This is a genomic window from Bradyrhizobium sp. NAS96.2, from assembly GCF_001908235.1.
GTDB lineage: Bacteria > Pseudomonadota > Alphaproteobacteria > Rhizobiales > Xanthobacteraceae > Bradyrhizobium.
The window spans coordinates 102,606-121,309 of the sequence record NZ_LGHK01000022.1; the positions used below are offsets into that span (position 1 = coordinate 102,606).

Here is an 18,704-nt window from a genome sequence, read left to right on the forward strand (position 1 = left end):
CTATCCTTCGTAATTGTCGATTCTTGAACCACTTATGTTCCAACGACCTCCTTGGCTTGCATTGTACTCTCGCCGACCGACTCGCGCCTGCACTCCAAACGCACACAGCAGCTCGTCGCCCCTGACTCTATTCTCACGCTATTGTGCACACCGCGGCAAATTGCTATCGAGCCCGCCGCGCGAGCAACGGCTCAAGCCGGCAGTTGGACTCGCGGTAGATATAGAGCCCAGTAATCGACAGCAGAAACAAAGTGCGATCTTCGCTCGGCTCAATCTCTCCCGCGCACCTGTGCCCCGCCAGAGGATTGGCGCGAGCACAGTTAGCTCAGATCTTTCGCAGGGCCTGGATCGCGCGCTGCTGTGTTGCCCAACCGCATCACTGCAGCGCGCACGGCATCAGTACCGCTCTGCGCCGCCGGTACGTCCCGTTTTGGCCCTACCGCGGCCACACGCCTTGCCCACGTGCGCTCGTCTCGCGCAATGATATCGGGAGCTGAACGTGCAGCGCTACTATGATTTCTTGGGGCCGGAGGATCTTTCGGTATTGGGTAGGATCTTTGATACTGCCGTCACGGCTCTGCCAGCGTCTATGCGCACCCCCGAGAATCGCACGGCAATCGCTAAGCTTGTGCTGATGCGTGCAGGTGCAGGCGAGCCACAATTGGCGTCATTAATGAGTTTGCTGAACCTGATTTCCCCTGCCGCTTAATCGAACGACGATCCAAAATATCCACCATGCTTGCGCCGGAATGGAAGAAGGTTCAGCTAGCCCATTGAAATAGCTTGAATCTCACGTGACGTCAGGTTGTAGGCTTTGAATTGAAACACATGACCAAAGCCACACCACGAAGGCGTCGATGGCGCATCGGAGAACTTGCAGATGCTACCGGAGTGACGGTACGCACCCTGCATCACTATGAGCACACGGGTCTGCTTGCCGCGTCGGAGCGCACCGACGGCGGCCACCGAATGTACGATCGTGAAAGCGTACAACGAGTTCATCAAATTCTAGCGCTGCGTGAGCTTGGTTTCTCCCTTCACGAGATACGTAAAGCCATGGAGGGGCGCACTTCGCTTACAGATCTATTGCGCTCACATTTGGAGCGGATCGAGCTGCAGGTGACGCGTACGACGCTGCTGCGGGATCGCTTACGCAACATGACGACGGATGGTGATGTACAGGTGAGCGTAGACGAGTTGCCTGCCACCTTGAATGCCATGTCGAGGGTCGAGAAGCGAACCCAGCCCCACCGATGCACATGCAAGCTAGCCGCCGAGCGAGAGGAGCGATGGCGACGAATCCGCGACGAATTGCGCGATTGCATGGATCGCAGTGAGCATCCCTCCAGCGAGCGCACGAGAGCCGTAGCGCTAGAGGCGCGCTTGCTGTTCAGTGAAATCGCGGGAGTTGAATCGACCGTCTCGACAATCCTGAAGGTCCTTGCACGATTGAGCGCCCCTCGGAGCCTGGCGGGCTGGGACCCTAATCTAATGCAATATCTCGATCTCGCGCTTGCCGCGCTGGAGAACCAGTCGCACTGACGCTTGCCCCGCGCGATGCGGGGCACGATCACTCTTGTGTTTTGGAAGCCGCGATTCCTCGACGTCGGTGAAACGTTCGATTCGGACCCGCGTGTCGTGATTTGAGAACTCAACGCGCCCCTCTTACGGTACGGGCTCTCCAATCCACACGCCTCGCGAGTGGTGATTGATCGCTTTGACCGACAAGAAAGCGCTTGAAACGCACGTAGCGTCACATTGTACGGTCCAGCGCAGATAGCCAGTACTTCCAGACAACGACACGATGATCCTGTGAAGTTGCCAAGCGGACCTGATTGTCTTGGCTCACGCGGCGCCCCGTAGATCCGGCAAAGGATTCTGAGTAATGAGACGCCTTGACAACATAGCAGTCGCGATACTCGCGTCCTTTCTCGCGGTCGCAGTCGTCGCGACGTTGCTGTTGCTGGTGACGGGGCTCGCAGAACTGTCTAATGCTGACGTGCCAGATTGCCAGTCGATACCGGACAGCAAAATGCTGACACCATCGCGGATCTGGTACCGCGGCTCTCCACTGACTAAGAGGCTGTGACAAGCAGTCTGTCTGCTTCTTCAGATTATTCTTGGAAGAGATCCAACTACCGCCTGACGATCCCGCGTCGCCTAGCCAGTTTGGTTTGCCGTTTTCCTCGCCGCAAATGACAGCGCTCAATTGCTGACATTACGACAGCTCTCGGCGATCCAGAGGGAGAACACCATGTCGGACGAAAAGCTGCGAAACGTGCTTTCTTCTCTTGCTCCGGTGGCGCGCCAGTTAGATGTCCTGCCATCCGGCCGGCCTGCCGCGGACGCGAGCTATGTGAAACTGGATACGAATGAGAATCCATTCCCGTTGCCATCCATTGTCATGCAAGGCGCGCGCGCGGCTCTTGAGCGGCAGTACCTGTACCCAGAACATGACAACATCAGCTTGAGGGAAGCAGCTGGCTACGCCTATGGCATCGCGACGGATCAGGTGATCGCCGGCAATGGCTCATCCGAACTTCTTGGGCTGCTCTACAGAGCTTTCCTAACCCCTGGTGATCGCGTTGCAATGCTGTCTCCCGGCTTTTCATTCAACCGCAAGCTTGCAATGTTGCACGCTGCCGAGCTCGTTGAGATAGAAAGTGCGGAAACCCCTTCCTTACCAATCGAGAAGTTGCTTTCCGGCCCAGCGAAAGACGCCAAGTTCGTTCTGTTGGCTAATCCGAACAATCCCACCGGCCTCTACGTTCCGCTCGCCGATGTCGAACGTCTGTTGGCACGATCGGAACGCCTAATTGTCCTCGACGAGGCCTATGTCGACTTTGCACCCGACAATGGCTTACGGCTCCTGAGCCGCTATGCAAATCTTCTGATTCTTCGAACGCTCTCAAAAAGCTATGCTGCCGCCGGCATACGCGTCGGCTTCGGCTTCGGTCATCCAGCGCTTATTGGCAGGTTACGTAACATCCAGAACGTTTTCAATATGAACGTTATCGGCCAAGCAGTTGGTATCAGCATCCTCACGCATCGCGCAGCTTATGAAGGTAACCATCGACACATCAGAGATGAAAGGCAGAGAGTTTCAGCTGTGCTATCTCAGCTCGGCTTTTGCGTACCACCTTCCCACGCGAACTTCGTGCTAGCCCGCGCCCCTGTCGGACAAGATGGCAGTTGGTGGCAAGCCGCTCTGGCGAAGGAGAAGATTCTCGTCGCCTCCTTCCCCGATAAGAGCCTCGAACGCTGTATCCGCATTAGCATTGGCACTAAAGATCAAATGGATGCGTTTCTGGCGGCGATCAAGGCGATTTCAGCGCGCATAAAGACCCGCAGTTGCTAACTGCGCGCGTTTCCCGGCCAATCGGCAGGAAACTGACATGAGGGCAAGACAATCCCGACGGATTCGCGCTGTTTTGATCGATGAACGGTGTAGTGCCCCGAACTGAGCTCCGATCCGGACAACAGCGGCCAGCACTTTGACGGTCACCTTTGCGGATCGGCACGTGATCAGGTGCCGATCAGTACACCCAGAATAGAGATCTAACGGCGATCATATGACAGACGTCGACAATGCTCGCGGCCTGACGCCGACAGGCCCTTCCCGCGTTCTACAATCGGAGACAATCGAGTGACGAATCGCAAGCCTTCAAAACTGACCTGCGGCATTTTCGATCATCTGGACGACGACGGCCGCGATGCCGCGCGACAATACGCAGATCGCCTGAGCTTGGCAGAAGCGTGCGACTCTCTTGGCTTCTATGCATATCATTTGGCCGAACACCATTGCACGCCGCATGGGAGAGGCCCGTCCCCGAATCTGTTCTTGTCGAGCGTCGCTCAACGCACGCAGCGGCTGCGTATCGGTCCCCTGGTAATGTTGCTTAACCTCTATCACCCGCTGCGAGCATTCGAGGAACTGTGTATGCTCGACCACTTGAGCGGTGGCAGACTAGAACTCGGCATCGGACGGGGCTCACTACCGATCGAATTGGGTTATTTCGGCGTTAGCGCCAACGATGCCCCAGGACGGTATGAGGAAGCCAGCGAAATCCTCTCGAACGCGATGAAAGACCACACGCTTTCCTACCACGGGCATCATTTTGAGCTGAACGATGTTCCCTTGACGCTAAAGCCGCTTCAGCGTCCAACTCCGCCAACCTGGGTCGCCAGCAATCGGCCCGAATCGGCGGCCTGGGCAGCTACCAACGGCGCGAATCTCGCGTGCGTAGGCCCCTCCTCTATCATTCGAAAAACTACTGATGCCTTCCGCGCGCATCTACCCCGCACCACTAATCCTGATGGTCGAGAGCCATTCACCGGATTGCTCCGCATGGTCGTAATTGCGCGTTCTGATGAAGAAGCATATTCGCTGGCGGCGACTGCGTACGAACGATGGCTCGAGAGCTTTATGTTCCTTTATGAGCTCAATACCGTTCCGACACCGCCTAATCTGCCGTTGACTTTCGATGCGGCACTTGAGAGCGAGTTGTGCGTCGTCGGAACGCCCGCTTCCGTCCGACAACATCTTCTTAGTCAGATGGAAGAGGCGGGCGCCAACTACCTGCTTTGCCAGCTTGCATTCGGCAATCTTCCGCTGGATGTTTCAGTTTACACCGCAGCCAAACTGCAATCCGAGGTTGTCGCTCGACTTTGCTGACGATGCATCTTTCGACTATTTGACCTCGCTCGATAACAGGCGAGCTTCTTCAGTCCAGGCGTTACGTGCCACGGAGTGGCACGTACACTGCCGAGCAAGCAGCCGTTCCTCGTCCCTCAATTGGAAGTCCACGAACTATCTCCGCGAGCCGCTTAGCGCGTCGGCACGCCGCGGAGCCGCGTCAGCGCTTGGCAGGCGCATTCAAAAATGGGCCGTCTTGAGCACCGGGCGCGTCCTGTCAATATTTCGGATGCTTCGCGGATTCCGCGGGTATCGCGATAGCAAAGAACGACATCTACTCAATATCTGCTTCGTTCACTGAAGTTGATAAGCGCGCACGACACATCCCGCATGGCCCATTGGCGATCTGGATGTGTCCCATCAAAACAATCGATTGTACCGCTTTTACACGAATACAATACATAATCGCCTGCCTTCAGGAGCAGTTTCCCGGACCGTCGCATGACCATGAACTCTCCACCTTATACATTTGCATCCGAATTCGCCATGGAACGCCCAGAGGCCATTCGCAGCACGTTGGCGTCGTCAGCGCGTCGAAGCGGCCGCTCGCACAGCGCCGTACACTGTCCGGCTCCATACAATCGTTCGCTTGCAAGGTGAATGTCGTCCGCGGTTGAATTCGCACCAGAAACTTAATCCGAGCTCCGCAATGTGTTCGTGCTTCTCGCCTCGTTATCAGTGCCGCTTGATCACGAGTCCCCCCCCTTCGCTTGCTCAGCCTCGCTGAGCAAGCGAGCACTCCATGAACCTATTTTTCCACAACGGGCTCCGCCGCAATCACGTGTCATGCGCTGCTTTCGACAATCATTAGACGCACACAAGCGCTTGATTGCCTGGCGACATAACGTTCGCCACTTTTCGACGACGTCGTCGAGATGGTCGCTCTGCCTAGCTGGTGCGTCGGCGCCTCCGCAGCAGCCTCGTTCGGCAGGATGTACACCGCTATCGCGCAATGCTTACGTTGCGCCCGCTGCTCCAGCGGACCCGCCATCTTACGCGACAGGTCGCCTGACGGCACTTCACTCGACAGCTTCTCAGTCTTTCGTCATGAGCAGCGTTCATCAAAATCGTACGCTACGCCACAATGTGGCAGCAGATAGGTGTGCCGACCGCGGCAGGGACCTTGGTGCATTGCGGGTGCCCACCGACACTACGTGCTCGACATCATTTCTTTTCTCGACACAGAAATCCCGCGCTCGCTCACTTCCCATGACACCCGATACGTTGGTCCACAATGGCAATAGCAATTGGTCCTCACGCAGGGCTGGAGTTTTACGAGACGGGAATGAAGGACCGACCCGTCATCCGCACCTCGACTGCATTAGTTAATCTGGAGAGACATCATGAACTTTGATTGTAGTAATTCGCGCGTCGATCACCTCAAACAAAGCATCGGCCGGCAAGTGGAAGCAGTTGCCGGACTAATCTGCGAGGACAAGAACGCATTCGACGCGATGCAGTTGCTCAACAAGCTAACAAGTGCACTTGTTGCAGCAGAACGGGACCAGGATCAGTTAGGCAAGACGACTACCCGCCGCGAGGTAGGCGATAGGCGGAATATCCCGTCACGAGCGGGAAATAATGCGGTTTACTATCCAGAAGACCTTCAGGTTTTGGGGACACTTTTTGACCGAGCAATCGCGGCCTTACCAGCCGCCATGCAAACTACTGCTAATCGGATTACACTCGCAAAGTTCATTCTTGCACATGCAGTAGTCATTGAAGGTCGAATAGCTGTCTTAGATGCGGTCGATGACGCTCTTTGTTTTTGTCAATTGATTAAGGAGAGCGCCGGTTCACGCTTATGCTCTGCATAGATAAATGCGAGCAATCCGCCTGGGATCGCTCAAAGCACTCTCCCCAATTTGCCAACTAAGTTGATTCACGCCGCTGCTGGCTCGCCTCCAGTTTCTCGGCGCGGAATGACGTTGCCGTTGCCAGCCATGACCTTAGGTACATTACCGGATTGTCATTCACCGGCCAGGCATCGCACGGCAGAGAGGACGCAACTGCGTCCTCTCCACTGTCTGACGACGATCAGAGCGATCACCCAGCTGTCCGTTTGATCAGTGCCTGCTTCGACGCTACCCGATCTCGATAGGAACGCGCTCTGGTCTCTTACGTCCTCGGGGTCATTAATCTTTCCGGCAGACTCTCTGCCGCCTGCGGAGGAATCTCGAGGTTAGCTCAGGCGGCCGGAAATGCAGCTTACGGACAACCTGCTCATGCTTCTTTTCGTCTAGGAGTCGTTCCCAAAGACCGAGCATGCGGCTCGTCGAGTTCTCAAGCCAGCGCGCGAGACAATTGATTGCTCTGCGATAACTTTGCTAGGGCGCGGCCGTTCTATTAGCGTGATTTGATCCTCAACACCTTCAACACGCACTGGTGAGCGCCCGACGTTTCATCCGAATATCCTGGTTCGACAACCTCCCGCTACGTGAGATTGCGGCCATTTCTCGCGATGGCATGTTGTGTTGGAGTTACAGCAATTCGCAGTGATGTTGCTAATACGCAATTCGCCGGGGCAATGGAAAGGAACGAAACTCGAATGAAGAATTTGCTGCTTTTGACTGCAAGCATCATCGCGCTTAACGCGGCGGCGCCCGCATTCGGCGCGGATCTCGGCGCGCAGCCGGTCTTCACTAAAGCGCAACCGCCGCTAGTACTGCCTCCAGCGATCTATGACTGGACCGGCCTCTATATCGGCATCAACGGTGGCTGGGCGTCGAGCAACAATTGCTGGGACCTCTCTGCAATCGCTCCCGAAGGCTGCCATGATGCAAGCGGCGCCACCGTCGGCGGTCAGGTGGGTTATCGTTGGCAGATATTCAATTTGGTCTATGGCGTCGAGGCTCAAGGCAACTGGGCTAACTTCAGCGGCTCTAATGTCAGCACCGCCGTCGTGCCAACAGTCAGCAATCGTACCAGAATCGATGCGTTCGGATTGTTCACGGGCCAGATCGGATACGCGTTCAACAACGTTCTGCTTTTCGCCAAAGGCGGCGCTGCGGTGACCAGCAATAGCTATCAGATCAGCTTGGCGTCTACTGGCGCGGAGTTTGCCAGAAGCGACAATCTCCGTTGGGGTGGCGCGCTTGGCGCTGGGCTCGAGGTCAGTTTTGCGCCAAGCTGGTCATTTGGCGTCGAGTATGACCATCTTTTTATGCAGGACAATGACATCATCTTCCCCTCGACCGGCGGGTTCAGCGATCGCATCCGGCAGGACGTTGATCTTGTCACTGTTCGGCTCAACTACAAGTTCGGTCCGGGTTTCACCAGATAGCGACATCTGCGCGCATCGCGTCCGAGAACCGAGAGCCCCGACCTTCGGCCGGGGCTCCTTCTTCAGATGATCTCCGATGCGTCACTGACTCGCTCGGCTGGCCTTCCAAGAGCCACATTTCGTACTGCGCAAACCTACTCTGTGGGCGCACCCCATCTCGGCTGGCCATCAGGAGGTACTCGTCAGCGCCGCATGCCCAATTGAAGACACGAGCCGTTGTTGCGTAGCGGGAAGGTGATGATCCTAGGTCGGACCCGATGAGATGCGCCTACAACGACGAGCCTAGCTCGGGTGCCTATTTACGAGGTCGCATTTCGTCGTAACGATGACATCACAAATTTCCCGCTCGATTCAGAAACACCACTTCGCAATCCAACTCAACTGCCATTGCGGAGATTCAGATGAGATCGAGCCGAATCGTCATAACGATAGCATGGACGCGGCTGGTCGTGCCCAACTTTCGCATTGCGTTCTTGAGATGAAAGTTCACCGTATTCTCGCTGATTTGCAGTATAACGCCAATTTCCCACGACGATTTTCCTTCCGCGACCCATCGCATGCACTCTAGCTCCCGCTCCGATAACGTTACTTTCATGTTGCACCTACTCTCCGAGGGACGCGAGATCTCCGCACACGCGGTGTGAAAGTTCCAGGCCAGTGCGTGGAGATGACTTATACGGACTTGAGGATCAGCATCATCGAACCGAGATGCAAATGATACCACCGATAGTCGACCCAGGGGTCCAAACAAGGGCACGCTCATGCCGTGTTTCAGACCCGCCTCTCTGGCCTCTGTGAGCACTCGCCGTTCGTCCGGCTGTAGTTGATAGTGCTTGGGGAGTTGGTCCCACAGAAATGGCCGCGAAAGCATTGGTGTGCGCCGGAACACGGGATCGATTGTGTAGTATTTGCGCTCAAAGTAACGGTCGCACCAATCCGGCGGCCAGTTCACTGCCACTGTGGGTGGTGGATACTCCGGTAGGCGAAGCGGCTCCACAAAATTGAGAGCTCCGTAGGCAACCTCACTAAAGCCCTCTACGGTCGCGCAATTCACAAGGAGCTGGAACAACGCCCTAAGGGATTGCGTTCGATTTGCGCATTCTGTGAAGCTAAAGATATCCATTTTGGGCGCCACGGGATCCCGGTCCAAAAGACCGGTGTTGCGCTGTTCAATCGAGTTCGTTTCGGGTGGAGCTAGCTTCCATTTCATCGTTTGAACTCTTGGCTTCGCTTCTCGTGAAATATGAACGCTCGCGGGCTACAGCGAATGCTCTCCCCAAACTGCTTGGTCTCCGCGGCTGGGCCCCTGGTCGCGGGCGGGTCGATGAAACAGCGGGCCGGCACCGGTCGACCTTGACCAAAGCCTGACCGGAGCGGCACGACCGCCGCGCGGACATCATTTCGTCGTCCACCTGGCTCGCCGATGCGGCCGGCAAGGACGCTGATGTCGGCCCAATTGAACCTCGGCGCGTTCTCCTCTGCCTTGATGGCGACCATCAGGCCTGCACCTTCCATCCCGAGCTGTACCGCGGCCGCAAACACCGGCGATGACCACAATCCATTGACAGCTCGTCTTGCAAATATGTCCGATCAGCCGATCGGATCTGATCCTACCTTACTGCAAAGGTTGGTAAGCGCAGCCCCCTCGGATCCGAGCAGCGGTGCAAGCTGGCACGCGTTCGAAGAGTTGATCTGTCCAGGGGCATAAGCGAGATCGTTCTTCGTGAAAGCGGGCTCCGTTTCGAACGAACGCTCGTCACTTCGCGATGCCGACCGCGGCGCGATCCCCGGTATGGCGCTTCGCGAATTAGCTGAGGTACAGCGCGCCAACCAGTTCGGCCATACTGAGCTCGATCCGCGCGCTAAAAGAGCTGACGTTGCGGTCCCAAGCGACGATGACATCAAATGGGACATATTTCGTTTCCGCATCCACAGGTCATCACCAGTCCGCAGCTGGTCGGCGGGTCCTGGCCAGCGGAGTGCGCTGTGCCTGGAGACTATCGGCAGGTCGTTCCATAGCCTAGAGCTCGTGCGGATTAAGGATCGCCTGTCACGCGCATGAGCAGGCTGGACAAGGACAGCACCCAGACGCGCAAAACATCGGAGTACCTGCGTGCTGCATAGAACACTTCGCATGCGCATCTCCAGTAGGAGAGGACCTGGGACGGAAATAGCAAGTGCCGTACCAGTTGGCGCGCTCAGGAAAACGAGTTTTGCTACAATAGCTTGAGAGGATTGGAGAGGATTGCTCGCATCAGATGCATTGGAGCAATCGCGACATCGGGATGGAATCCGGACATTACCACGTGACTTCGTTGATCAACTGAGCGCGACTTGACAACGGAGCAGCCGAACGACACAGGTCGGCGCCGGCCTCGCCCATTCCGCAGGTGGGTCGCTATCAATTTGGCCGGCGGTTGCTTTCGTCTTGCTCTGCCGGGAAGAGCGGCTTGGCAACATTTCTAAGGATCGTGGCGCGGCAGTTGGCGAGCAACTCCTTCGTGTACGCCTTGCCGAAATAATCCAGCACGAAGGTGCCAGTATAAGTCGTATCGTCAGTAATGCCGCTGATCAAGCTCTCGAGGATTACTCCAACTTCGCTGACGCGATCGCAGTACCGGGCGCGGATTACATTAACGGCATTCATTGAGTGAACCGCTTCGTCGGCAATCACTTCCCTGAGCCAAAGCAGAAAACAACTGCTCCCAAGTCCGGCATAAAACTCCCTCTCCGCAGCATAGGCGCGGCAGGTACACATTTCATCAAACGCGATCATAACGATAAGCGAGAATTCATCCTCCAAGAACTCGCTGATTGCGTTAAAATCATGCGGTCGCGCGTCCAATCTTTCTCGAAGATCCGGTTCGGATCCGCCAGCGACGAGCTCCATGATTTGGATGAAACCGTCGGTATGGCGCTCTTCGTCTGCAGCCCACGCATTGAAGAATGCCTCCGCTTCGTTGGTTTTGATCAAGTTGCGGATGAACAACTCCTTCTTCAAATGCCTCGCGTCGTATTCCGTGTACAACTCAGGCCACAATCTGTCCCAACGTGCCCGCACAACCGATGCGTCAGCGGTAAACATCGCCGGCGTCAGGGCATTGAACAATTCTTTTGGACTCCAGTGCCGTCGGACCGGCGCGCTCATTCGACTACCCTGAACTACGAAAGGCGTGAGCGATCTGGCGGACACATTTGGCGCCCAATGCTCGACCGCATACTAACGGCGCGCAGAGTATGCTGTCGCCCCCTTGTTTTGGGGGGATAGGCTTTTAGGCCATACTCCTTCAACCCCAAGCGATCGGGTCGACGTCAACAGAAGCCATCAACTCGATCACCAAGGCGCCCCGACGCACTTTGCCGGGATGGAAGTGCGCCGGGTCGTCCCAACCATCATCAGTGCATCCGTGATGATGATGCCCGGAATGAAACAACCAGCGTGGCGGAATTGAGGCTCGTCGCTTCTTTGATCGTCCAATCCGAACATTTCGTGTGCGGTCTTCAGAAGGAGCTCAAATCACACGTAACGTCAGGTTGCACGACCGTGTCGTGCGGGCCGCACAATTCGGTGCAGGACGACCTGTGATGATTGTCCGTTAAATCAAAGAACCTGGTCAACAAGGCAGACAATTGTTGGTCTGCTTGCGGATCATCCAACCCCATTTCCGCAATCTGCTCGCCGACCGGTCGAAGTCCACGCCTTTGTTCAGCCGCTTCTAAGTCGAGGGACGAGATAATCGAAACGCCTAGCGGTTTGTTCGCAATGGGCCGCATCGATACTGATGGAATACCCTGCTTCGGGTCCGGCGGCCGCAGCGGGAGATTACAACAGAGTTCTCGATCATCATGATTATCATTTCCTCGCGCTAGGCATATAAAAAAGGCCGTTGACCTCTTCCTACACACGCCAGGGCAAAGACCAATCGGGTCAAAAACCTCTGGCGCAGCTTAACCGGTTGATAAATGCAGCTTTAGATACCTTCGTTTCTCGGACGCTATCGGTTCTGACGGCACACGAAAACGATATCGGCCACCTTAGCTAATTCGACGGGACGGCGCATTTCTCAGCTAAAGCGGACCAATTGACATAGCGCAATGACACAGGCGAGCGCAGCCGTCAGTGTCATGCTGGTAAAGCCATGGGCGGCACCGTTGCAGATCTCAATCCTGGAAAAGTATTACGATGCCCGCCTGCCTTGGTACACCATCTATCCAACTGTACCGGAATTCTCCGCGGTTGTCGGCGCCGAGACTTGTGGGAAATGGCTGAGAAGCTTACCGGCCGACGCCGCTGTGTCGCTCTATCTCCATATTCCGTTCTGTCGCTCAATGTGCTGGTATTGCGGCTTCCCTACGACTTTCACTCGCCGGAATGCGCCAATATTCGATTATTTGGCGGTGCTGCGTGAAGAGATTCGTTTGGTAGCGGAGCAAGCACCGCAAGGCCTGCCTGTGAGTGACGTACATTTTGGAGGTGGCACGCCGACGCTCATCAAGCCCGCGGAGTTCCTGGCCCTGATGGACGTTTTGCGTCTTCGCTTCGCATTTAGGAAAACAGCTACAATCGCAGTCGAGATCGACCCGCGCACGTTTACGATGGAGATGGCCGAAGCCTTGGGAGAAGCCGGCGTGTACCGCGCAAGCCTGGGCGTGCAAAGCTTCGATCCCATCGTTCAAAAGGCGATTAACCGCATCCAGAGTGAGGCGCTGACGGCAGCCGCCGTCGAAAATCTACGCCAGCATGGAATAGACCGTATCAACTTCGACCTCATCTTCGGCCTCCCTCATCAGACCGTGCAGTCATGTGTCCAGTCCGCGACGACGGCCGTAGCCATGCGTCCCGACCGGCTTGCGGTTTTCGGCTATGCGCACGTTCCCTCGTATATGAAACGTCAGCGCCTGATAGATGAGGCGGCGCTACCGGATTACGCGACCCGAGTCGAACAGGCTGCGGCCGTGGCCGATACGCTGGTCGCTGCCGGCTACCACCCAATCGGGCTCGACCATTTCGCCTTGCCACACGACGAACTCTCGCTGGCGCAGAAAAACGGTCGCCTGCGACGCAACTCCTTGGGCTATTCAGCCGACAGCTGTAGCACCGTGATCCCGTTGGGCACGTCGGCCATCGGCCGTCTCAGTGACGGCTATGTCCAGAACGAAGTTGTAAGAGCTTCCTACCGGGAGCACATTAGAGCCGGCCGTTTGGCGACGTCAAAGGGGTATCGTCTCACCAGCGAAGACCGCGTCCGAGCTACAATCATCGAGCGGCTGATGTGCGATATGGAGGCCGACGTGTCGGCGATCTGTACCGCCCACGGTTTCGATCCGCGCTCTATTCTCGATTCAGCTGAACGATTGGCTATGCTCGCCGAGGACGGGATAGTTCACATCCAGAACGGCACTATCCGCGTGACGCACGAGCACCGCTTCATGGTTCGCGCGGTTGCCGCTGCATTTGACGCCTATCTCGACCGCAAACCTTATTAGCACCAGCAATCGGTCTTAAAAGATCCCAAAGCATCACCGCCTGTCGCGAGCCCATAATCGCGGGAGGCCCGCCGGCTAGATTTGTAGATGGTTCTGCGAACCCGGACTGCCGTCGGCTACCGCAATGATGGCGACGACCTTAACGAAGTCTCGTTGGCAACACCGGCGCCACCGCCGGCAACTCCGAAGCGGTTGTTTGATCCATCATCTCCATCATCCCTCGCCCGATGCCCTCGGCCCAGATTGACTTATTCTCTTGAGGCGGTAACCCAAGATGATCAAGCGCTGGCGCGACCATGACGGTCAACAATATTGTGGTCCGCAACGTTGTCCGATCGTCCGGTCATCAGCTCTCATAAGGCAACGCTTAGTGAGCAGCGCAACGAGACACTTTGCGCAGAACCGCCTCCTACATCATCGCGCCATCTCGAAGCAATAGTTCTTGTCTTCATTGGCGACAGCGATGCATTTTGTCGTGATTCAAACGAGCCTTGCAGATTGTCTTGCGGGGCCTGCGCAAATGCGAGCGATTCCGGCCTTCTCGAGTCCTGACGCCTTTGAAGGCAACTGTGGTCGGTTATGCCGAGCCAATGACAGGCCGTTCCCGAGGATTTTTGGGGGACGACAGACTGATTAGGCGTAGTGCCCCGGTCGGCGTAAAGCCGGAGAACATTGATGATGTCGATCCTCGCCGAAATTCGCCGCCGAACTAACGAGGCTGGTCGCGGTCCAGAACCTCGAACTCGAGTAATTTCCACCCTGGTCGATGTGCCCTCCTCAAGAACCTCGCCAGAGCACGGTGCAGACGACAACGCGCGGGTTAATGACCTTCTAGAGATAAGCACTGAGATGGTGAGCGGGGCCTCGCTTGCGAGTCCTGACACCCGACTCACTGACGTAAGCGCTTCCACAGTTCGTCAATATGACGACCTGTGATCGCGCCGAGGGGCGCAATCCGCGATCCCGCATCGGCGTCCCAGTCAACTACCTACCCTAGCAATTGATTGAGATGACCGACGCGTGGCAATCGTCGTCAACGAACGTCGCGCGGCTCAAACGTCAAGGAATTCGGGATGCAAGATAGATCCGGCCGCGCCACTGGACCTGATGGATGTGCAAGCTCGTCGCCTGCGACGGCAGGCCTGCCTCCACCGCGACCTCGCCTTTCTCCCGGAAGTCCATGATGGACTTTCGGTCCCGCTCACTGAGCGTACCGATTTCAAGGCTGTCTAGGGCCACTGTCCGACACACAGACGCCGACGACGTCATGGTGTGCCGTTGGTGACGAGACCCGACAACGCCTGAGCGGGTCTTGCTGGGATAGACAAGCCTGTTGCTCATCGTGACGGCAGCCGCGCTGGGACGTCAAAGATCAAGGTCAGTTCGGAGCCAATCAGGCCGGAGCGCAATCCATTCAAGGCCCGCAAATACGGTGGCGGAGTTCACTATGCATGCTCGCTCTGTTGTGGCGATTCAGATATGCTCGGTCGCAACGCGCGTTTCAATCCTTCGATCAGCTCCAAAGCGAAGAGGGTTTTTGGTCGCGCTTTCGCTCGCAGCGAGTCTCGCCAGCAATTCGACGCTGGCACAAACGACCAACTTGCTCACCCCGAGAAGCGACACTGCGGATAGGGATGTCAGAAGAGGCCAAAAGGACCCGGCCCTGAGCAGCCAGCCCAAACAAGCAATGTGTCCTTCCGGTCCTTCTGCCCTCGGAAGCATTTCCAGCATGCTTCCGACAAAGTGCAAGGGTGCGAATGCAGTTGCAACGAACAGAACTCAAAAACCGATCGCCCCATTCGCAAAGTTCGAAACTCTCCGCGAAAAAGGTATGTGGCTCAATATACCTGGTCCTGCCGATACGATAGATCAGGACAAAGACGGCATTAGATCCGCGCTGGCGGACGTCGGGATCGGTTACATTGGCGGCACAGTAAACAGCCTTGTCAATAATCAACTACCAGGCGCAGCCAGAACCAGCATCGCCAATCAACTATACATGGGACAGAATCCGACATTCGGTTCCGTGAATTTCATGATGGCCACCTACGATCTCAGTCGCTTTGGAATTCCAGATGGTCAGCTTATCGTGGGCGCTCTCCAGCAATATTGGACATGGAAATCAGCGGGACCCGATAGGCTTGGCATCAATACAATTGCTTACTACCAGACCTTCTTCGACGGAAAACTCGAACTCAAAGTGGGTTATCTCAGAAATCAGAATGAATTCGCGGGCACGGTGGTGGGAGGCAACGCAAGCGCGAGTGTTTCGGGGCCCTCATCAAATATCCTATTTCAAGCCGGTATGAGCAACAACGCAGCGCCCACGCCAGCTCTCAACCTGAAGCTCAACATCGATGATCACGTATATAACAAGGTCTCAATCCAGCGCTCACTTAGCCCAGATGGTCAGTATGCGCAGATAACCGAAAACCCGACCGGCCTGGACTGGAGCACGGCCAATGCGGGTATTCTTTGGCTCGATGAGACTGGCTACAAGAGCAAAGCTGCTCCGGGCTCACCCGAGACTTGGTTGCGAGCCGGTATCGGCTTCAACAATAGCAGCTACACAAATATGCAATATCCAACGCACTCGCGAACCAATGCGAACAGCGTCTACTACGTCGCTGCTGACCGGCAGATCTGGCAATCTGACCCTAATAGTGCGGCATCGCGTGGCATCTATGGTGGGTTCTCTGTCATGTATGCTCCGCCCGACCGAAATCGAGTCAGTCAGTATTACGAGGCACGTCTCTACGCGAAAGGTCTGTTTGACGGCCGGCCAGGCGATCAGATTGCCATCGTTGCCACGAAAACCGCCTGGAGCAACTTTGCAGTAGATGCAGGCTTAGCTAAAGGGCATCACGTGCACCGCGACAGCACAGCAATCTCGGGAACCTACACCGCGCATTTGGCACCAGGGATATACGCTAGCGTCGGATTGACATACATCAACAACCCAACAAGCATTATACACACGCGCGAAACGGGGCATGCTCTGAATTTACTGGTGTCTACGTCGATCTTCTTCTAAGTCCCTACAGGCCGACCCGAGTCTACGCTTGGCAGCCTGCGCGGACCTTTAGCGTGAGGGTTTGATGGCCAATTCGTCAGGATCGCTTTTCGTGTTCGTCGGCCCATCAAAATATAGCAGATCCGTACACGAACGTTCTGCTGATGGCTCGTCAATCGCGTTCGCCGACACCAACGCCTCTGCACGCTGAATACCACGATTGCTCGACGGGGTAACAACAGCAACTTGAGCACAGCCAACAACGAGGGTGTCGTCGGATCCCACGTCAGCCGGCACCCAGGCCGTGCAGCCGTATCGATAGCGAACCTCCACCCGTAATGCGACGCCATTCACAACACGCACTAGACTAGGCCGGCCGCAATGAGGGCTCTTGCGACGATCTCGAAATACTGGGCAGGAATCGGGTTACCGAGCTTGGCGTTGTGGATTAGCTCACTAACTAACATGTGGTCATCGGTAATACTGAGCCCAAGTGCCCGCGCCTCATCAGAGAGTCTTGAAGCCGCTTCGCGCTCGCCGCGGCAAACCAAGACTGGCACAGCGGTTTCGCCACGGACGTAGCGTACTCCGACCAGCATCTCCCGCCCGGTCAAGATCAACGTTGCGCGACGCACGCCGAGCGGAGATTCGTTCGCCTGCTCCCGGCGCAGGCGACGGTGTTCCCGTTTCAGCTCCGGATTGCCCTGCTGCTCCTTGAACTCGCGCTTCACCTCGCTTTGTGTCATGCGCATGCCGCGCAAAAACAACCAGCGCTGGACGAGGAGATCGATCAATCCGACAATCAGAAACGCACCGCAGGCAATCGCGATCAACAGTTTCACTTCCATGAAGACGAAGCCGAAGCAGCCCATGCCGCAGACCGGCAGAAAGACCAGCGTCTTCCACGCGCCGACAACGATGAGGAGAAAGGTCACGCCGAGGGCAAGGACCTTGAAGACGGTCTTCCCGAGCTCAACTAAGGAGCGCAAGGAAGCGATACGCTTCAACCCTTTTATGGGATCAATGTTCTCGAAATTCAACTTTACCGGCTCGAAGGAGAAGACTATTCCACCATTGGCCAGTACTGCCGCCAGAGTCGCCCCGGCGAGAATAGTTCCGAGAAGCGGACCAACAATTCGCAGAGCAAGTTCGGGCAAGGCGCCGAGCGCCAGCCGGACCGCAACATCGAACGGCTCCTCCAGCAGCTTGTCAGCCAGCACTAGCGCTGCTTCGCACCTATCCTGGATTGAACCGGCCTCCAACCAGAGATAGCCGAGACCGGCGCAGCTGCTGACGGCTCTAACAAAATCACTGCTGTGCGGAATCGATCCCTTCTTGCGCGCATCGTTGAGCTTCTTGTCGGTGGGGGCGAGCGTTTTTTCTTCGCTCGTGTCGCTCACTTCAGTTGCCTTTCAAACCTCTCCAACTCGCCGCCGGACTGGATGAATTCCGATTGCATGTATTCGATCAGATAAACCGCGTAGGTGACCATGACGATCACAAAGCCGATATTTTTGATCGTCAAAGACAGATCCTTGTTGTTGAATTGCGGTGCAAAGCGTTGGAGCAGCATCGCTGATATATCGATCAGCAGCAGGAAAACGACCACGGGCCCCGAGATCAGGACGGTGGCACGTATCATGCCGTCTAACATGCCCAGCAGCTCCCTTATCCCTTGCACGGTCAGCGTGGGTCGAAACTGATACACTGGCAAGACCAGATAGCTGCCATACAGTCCGCTGATCATGGTCTGTAGGCCTCCGGATACGACAAAGACCGTGATCGCGGTGATACCGAGAAACAGTCCTGTCGCCGAAGCCTGACTGTGCGTCGCGGGATCGGCGGGAGCAACCACGCTTGTGACGCCTCGTTGGACGTCGATGATCTCCCCGACAGCCTGGATGGTCCATAACGGAATGCTGAGCACGGCGCCGATCAGCAGACCGACACACGTCTCCTTCAATCCCAGTAGCGTGATCCTGATCAGATGCGTGTCTGGGTCCAGCGTCTTCAGGCCATCGACCATTTGCCCCAAATACGGTAGCTCGATCGCAACGGCCAGACAGCCGCGGATCAGCCTGCCGATCTGCGTGCGCGTAAATACGGGGAGAACCAGCATGATGCCGGCGGGGCGGGCTGCACCAAGGCCGGCAGCAACGACGAGTTCGATGGCCGCATGGATCAGACTTTGAGTCTCGGCGGTTGACAACTCAGACATCGCGGGG

Annotated in this window: 12 protein-coding genes; 8 read left to right on the plus strand and 4 right to left on the minus strand. The window is 56.4% G+C overall.

The window, feature by feature from the left end; translation table 11 throughout:
- Positions 1-499: 499 nt before the first annotated feature.
- From AC628_RS06035 to AC628_RS06060, 6 genes are all read left to right on the plus strand, one after another.
- Complete coding sequence (locus tag AC628_RS06035) at positions 500-709, plus strand: hypothetical protein (protein WP_074125809.1); 210 nt, start codon at positions 500-502, stop codon at positions 707-709.
- 119 nt (positions 710-828) lie between these two features.
- Positions 829-1,542, plus strand: a complete 714-nt coding sequence (locus tag AC628_RS06040; RefSeq protein WP_083632622.1) for a MerR family transcriptional regulator — start codon at positions 829-831, stop codon at positions 1,540-1,542.
- Positions 1,543-2,254: 712 nt separating this feature from the next.
- The gene (locus tag AC628_RS06050; protein WP_074125842.1) at positions 2,255-3,358 is read left to right on the plus strand and encodes a pyridoxal phosphate-dependent aminotransferase; all 1,104 of its coding nucleotides are present in this window, start codon (positions 2,255-2,257) and stop codon (positions 3,356-3,358) included.
- A 288-nt stretch (positions 3,359-3,646) separates the two neighbouring features.
- Entirely contained in the window at positions 3,647-4,675 is a 1,029-nt protein-coding gene (locus AC628_RS06055; RefSeq protein ID WP_074125811.1) for an LLM class flavin-dependent oxidoreductase, read from the plus strand.
- Between the two features lie 1,364 nt (positions 4,676-6,039).
- Positions 6,040-6,513, plus strand: a complete 474-nt coding sequence (locus AC628_RS42600) for a NolY (protein WP_143201459.1) — start codon at positions 6,040-6,042, stop codon at positions 6,511-6,513.
- Between the two features lie 731 nt (positions 6,514-7,244).
- Positions 7,245-7,979 carry an outer membrane protein gene (locus AC628_RS06060; RefSeq protein WP_074125812.1) on the plus strand — a complete coding sequence of 245 codons (735 nt, stop codon included), beginning with the start codon at positions 7,245-7,247 and terminating at the stop codon, positions 7,977-7,979.
- Between the two features lie 397 nt (positions 7,980-8,376).
- Here AC628_RS06060 and AC628_RS06065 read toward each other — a convergent pair whose 3' ends face one another.
- Together AC628_RS06065 and AC628_RS06075 are read right to left on the minus strand one after the other, a co-directional pair.
- A complete protein-coding gene (locus AC628_RS06065; RefSeq protein ID WP_074125843.1) occupies positions 8,377-9,102 on the minus strand; it encodes a LuxR family transcriptional regulator in 726 nt (241 codons plus the stop codon).
- Between the two features lie 1,278 nt (positions 9,103-10,380).
- Positions 10,381-11,127, minus strand: coding sequence for a hypothetical protein (locus AC628_RS06075; protein ID WP_245321048.1), 747 nt, complete (start codon positions 11,125-11,127; stop codon positions 10,381-10,383).
- A 1,004-nt stretch (positions 11,128-12,131) separates the two neighbouring features.
- Here AC628_RS06075 and hemN point away from each other — a divergent pair.
- Together hemN and AC628_RS42010 are read left to right on the plus strand one after the other, a co-directional pair.
- A complete protein-coding gene (gene hemN / locus AC628_RS06080) occupies positions 12,132-13,466 on the plus strand; it encodes an oxygen-independent coproporphyrinogen III oxidase (RefSeq protein ID WP_074125845.1) in 1,335 nt (444 codons plus the stop codon).
- A gap of 1,537 nt (positions 13,467-15,003) precedes the next feature.
- Complete coding sequence (locus tag AC628_RS42010) at positions 15,004-16,500, plus strand: carbohydrate porin (protein WP_245321049.1); 1,497 nt, start codon at positions 15,004-15,006, stop codon at positions 16,498-16,500.
- Between the two features lie 341 nt (positions 16,501-16,841).
- Here the strand turns inward: AC628_RS42010 and AC628_RS06095 are convergent, their stop codons facing one another.
- A complete protein-coding gene (locus AC628_RS06095) occupies positions 16,842-17,879 on the minus strand; it encodes an EscU/YscU/HrcU family type III secretion system export apparatus switch protein (RefSeq protein ID WP_074125815.1) in 1,038 nt (345 codons plus the stop codon).
- Positions 17,876-18,697, minus strand: coding sequence for a type III secretion system export apparatus subunit SctT (gene sctT, locus AC628_RS06100; protein ID WP_074125816.1), 822 nt, complete (start codon positions 18,695-18,697; stop codon positions 17,876-17,878). The genes AC628_RS06095 and sctT overlap by 4 nt, the downstream gene beginning before the upstream one ends.
- Positions 18,698-18,704 lie beyond the last annotated feature (7 nt).

Coding starts and splice junctions, on each gene's coding strand:
- AC628_RS06040 (WP_083632622.1), top strand. CDS start 829: ATGACCAAAGCCACACCACGAAGGCGTCGATGGCGCATCGGAGAACTT.
- AC628_RS06050 (WP_074125842.1), top strand. CDS start 2,255: ATGTCGGACGAAAAGCTGCGAAACGTGCTTTCTTCTCTTGCTCCGGTG.
- AC628_RS42600 (WP_143201459.1), top strand. CDS start 6,040: ATGAACTTTGATTGTAGTAATTCGCGCGTCGATCACCTCAAACAAAGC.
- AC628_RS06060 (WP_074125812.1), top strand. CDS start 7,245: ATGAAGAATTTGCTGCTTTTGACTGCAAGCATCATCGCGCTTAACGCG.
- AC628_RS06065 (WP_074125843.1), bottom strand. CDS start 9,102: ATGGATATCTTTAGCTTCACAGAATGCGCAAATCGAACGCAATCCCTT.
- AC628_RS06075 (WP_245321048.1), bottom strand. CDS start 11,127: ATGAGCGCGCCGGTCCGACGGCACTGGAGTCCAAAAGAATTGTTCAAT.
- sctT (WP_074125816.1), bottom strand. CDS start 18,697: ATGTCTGAGTTGTCAACCGCCGAGACTCAAAGTCTGATCCATGCGGCC.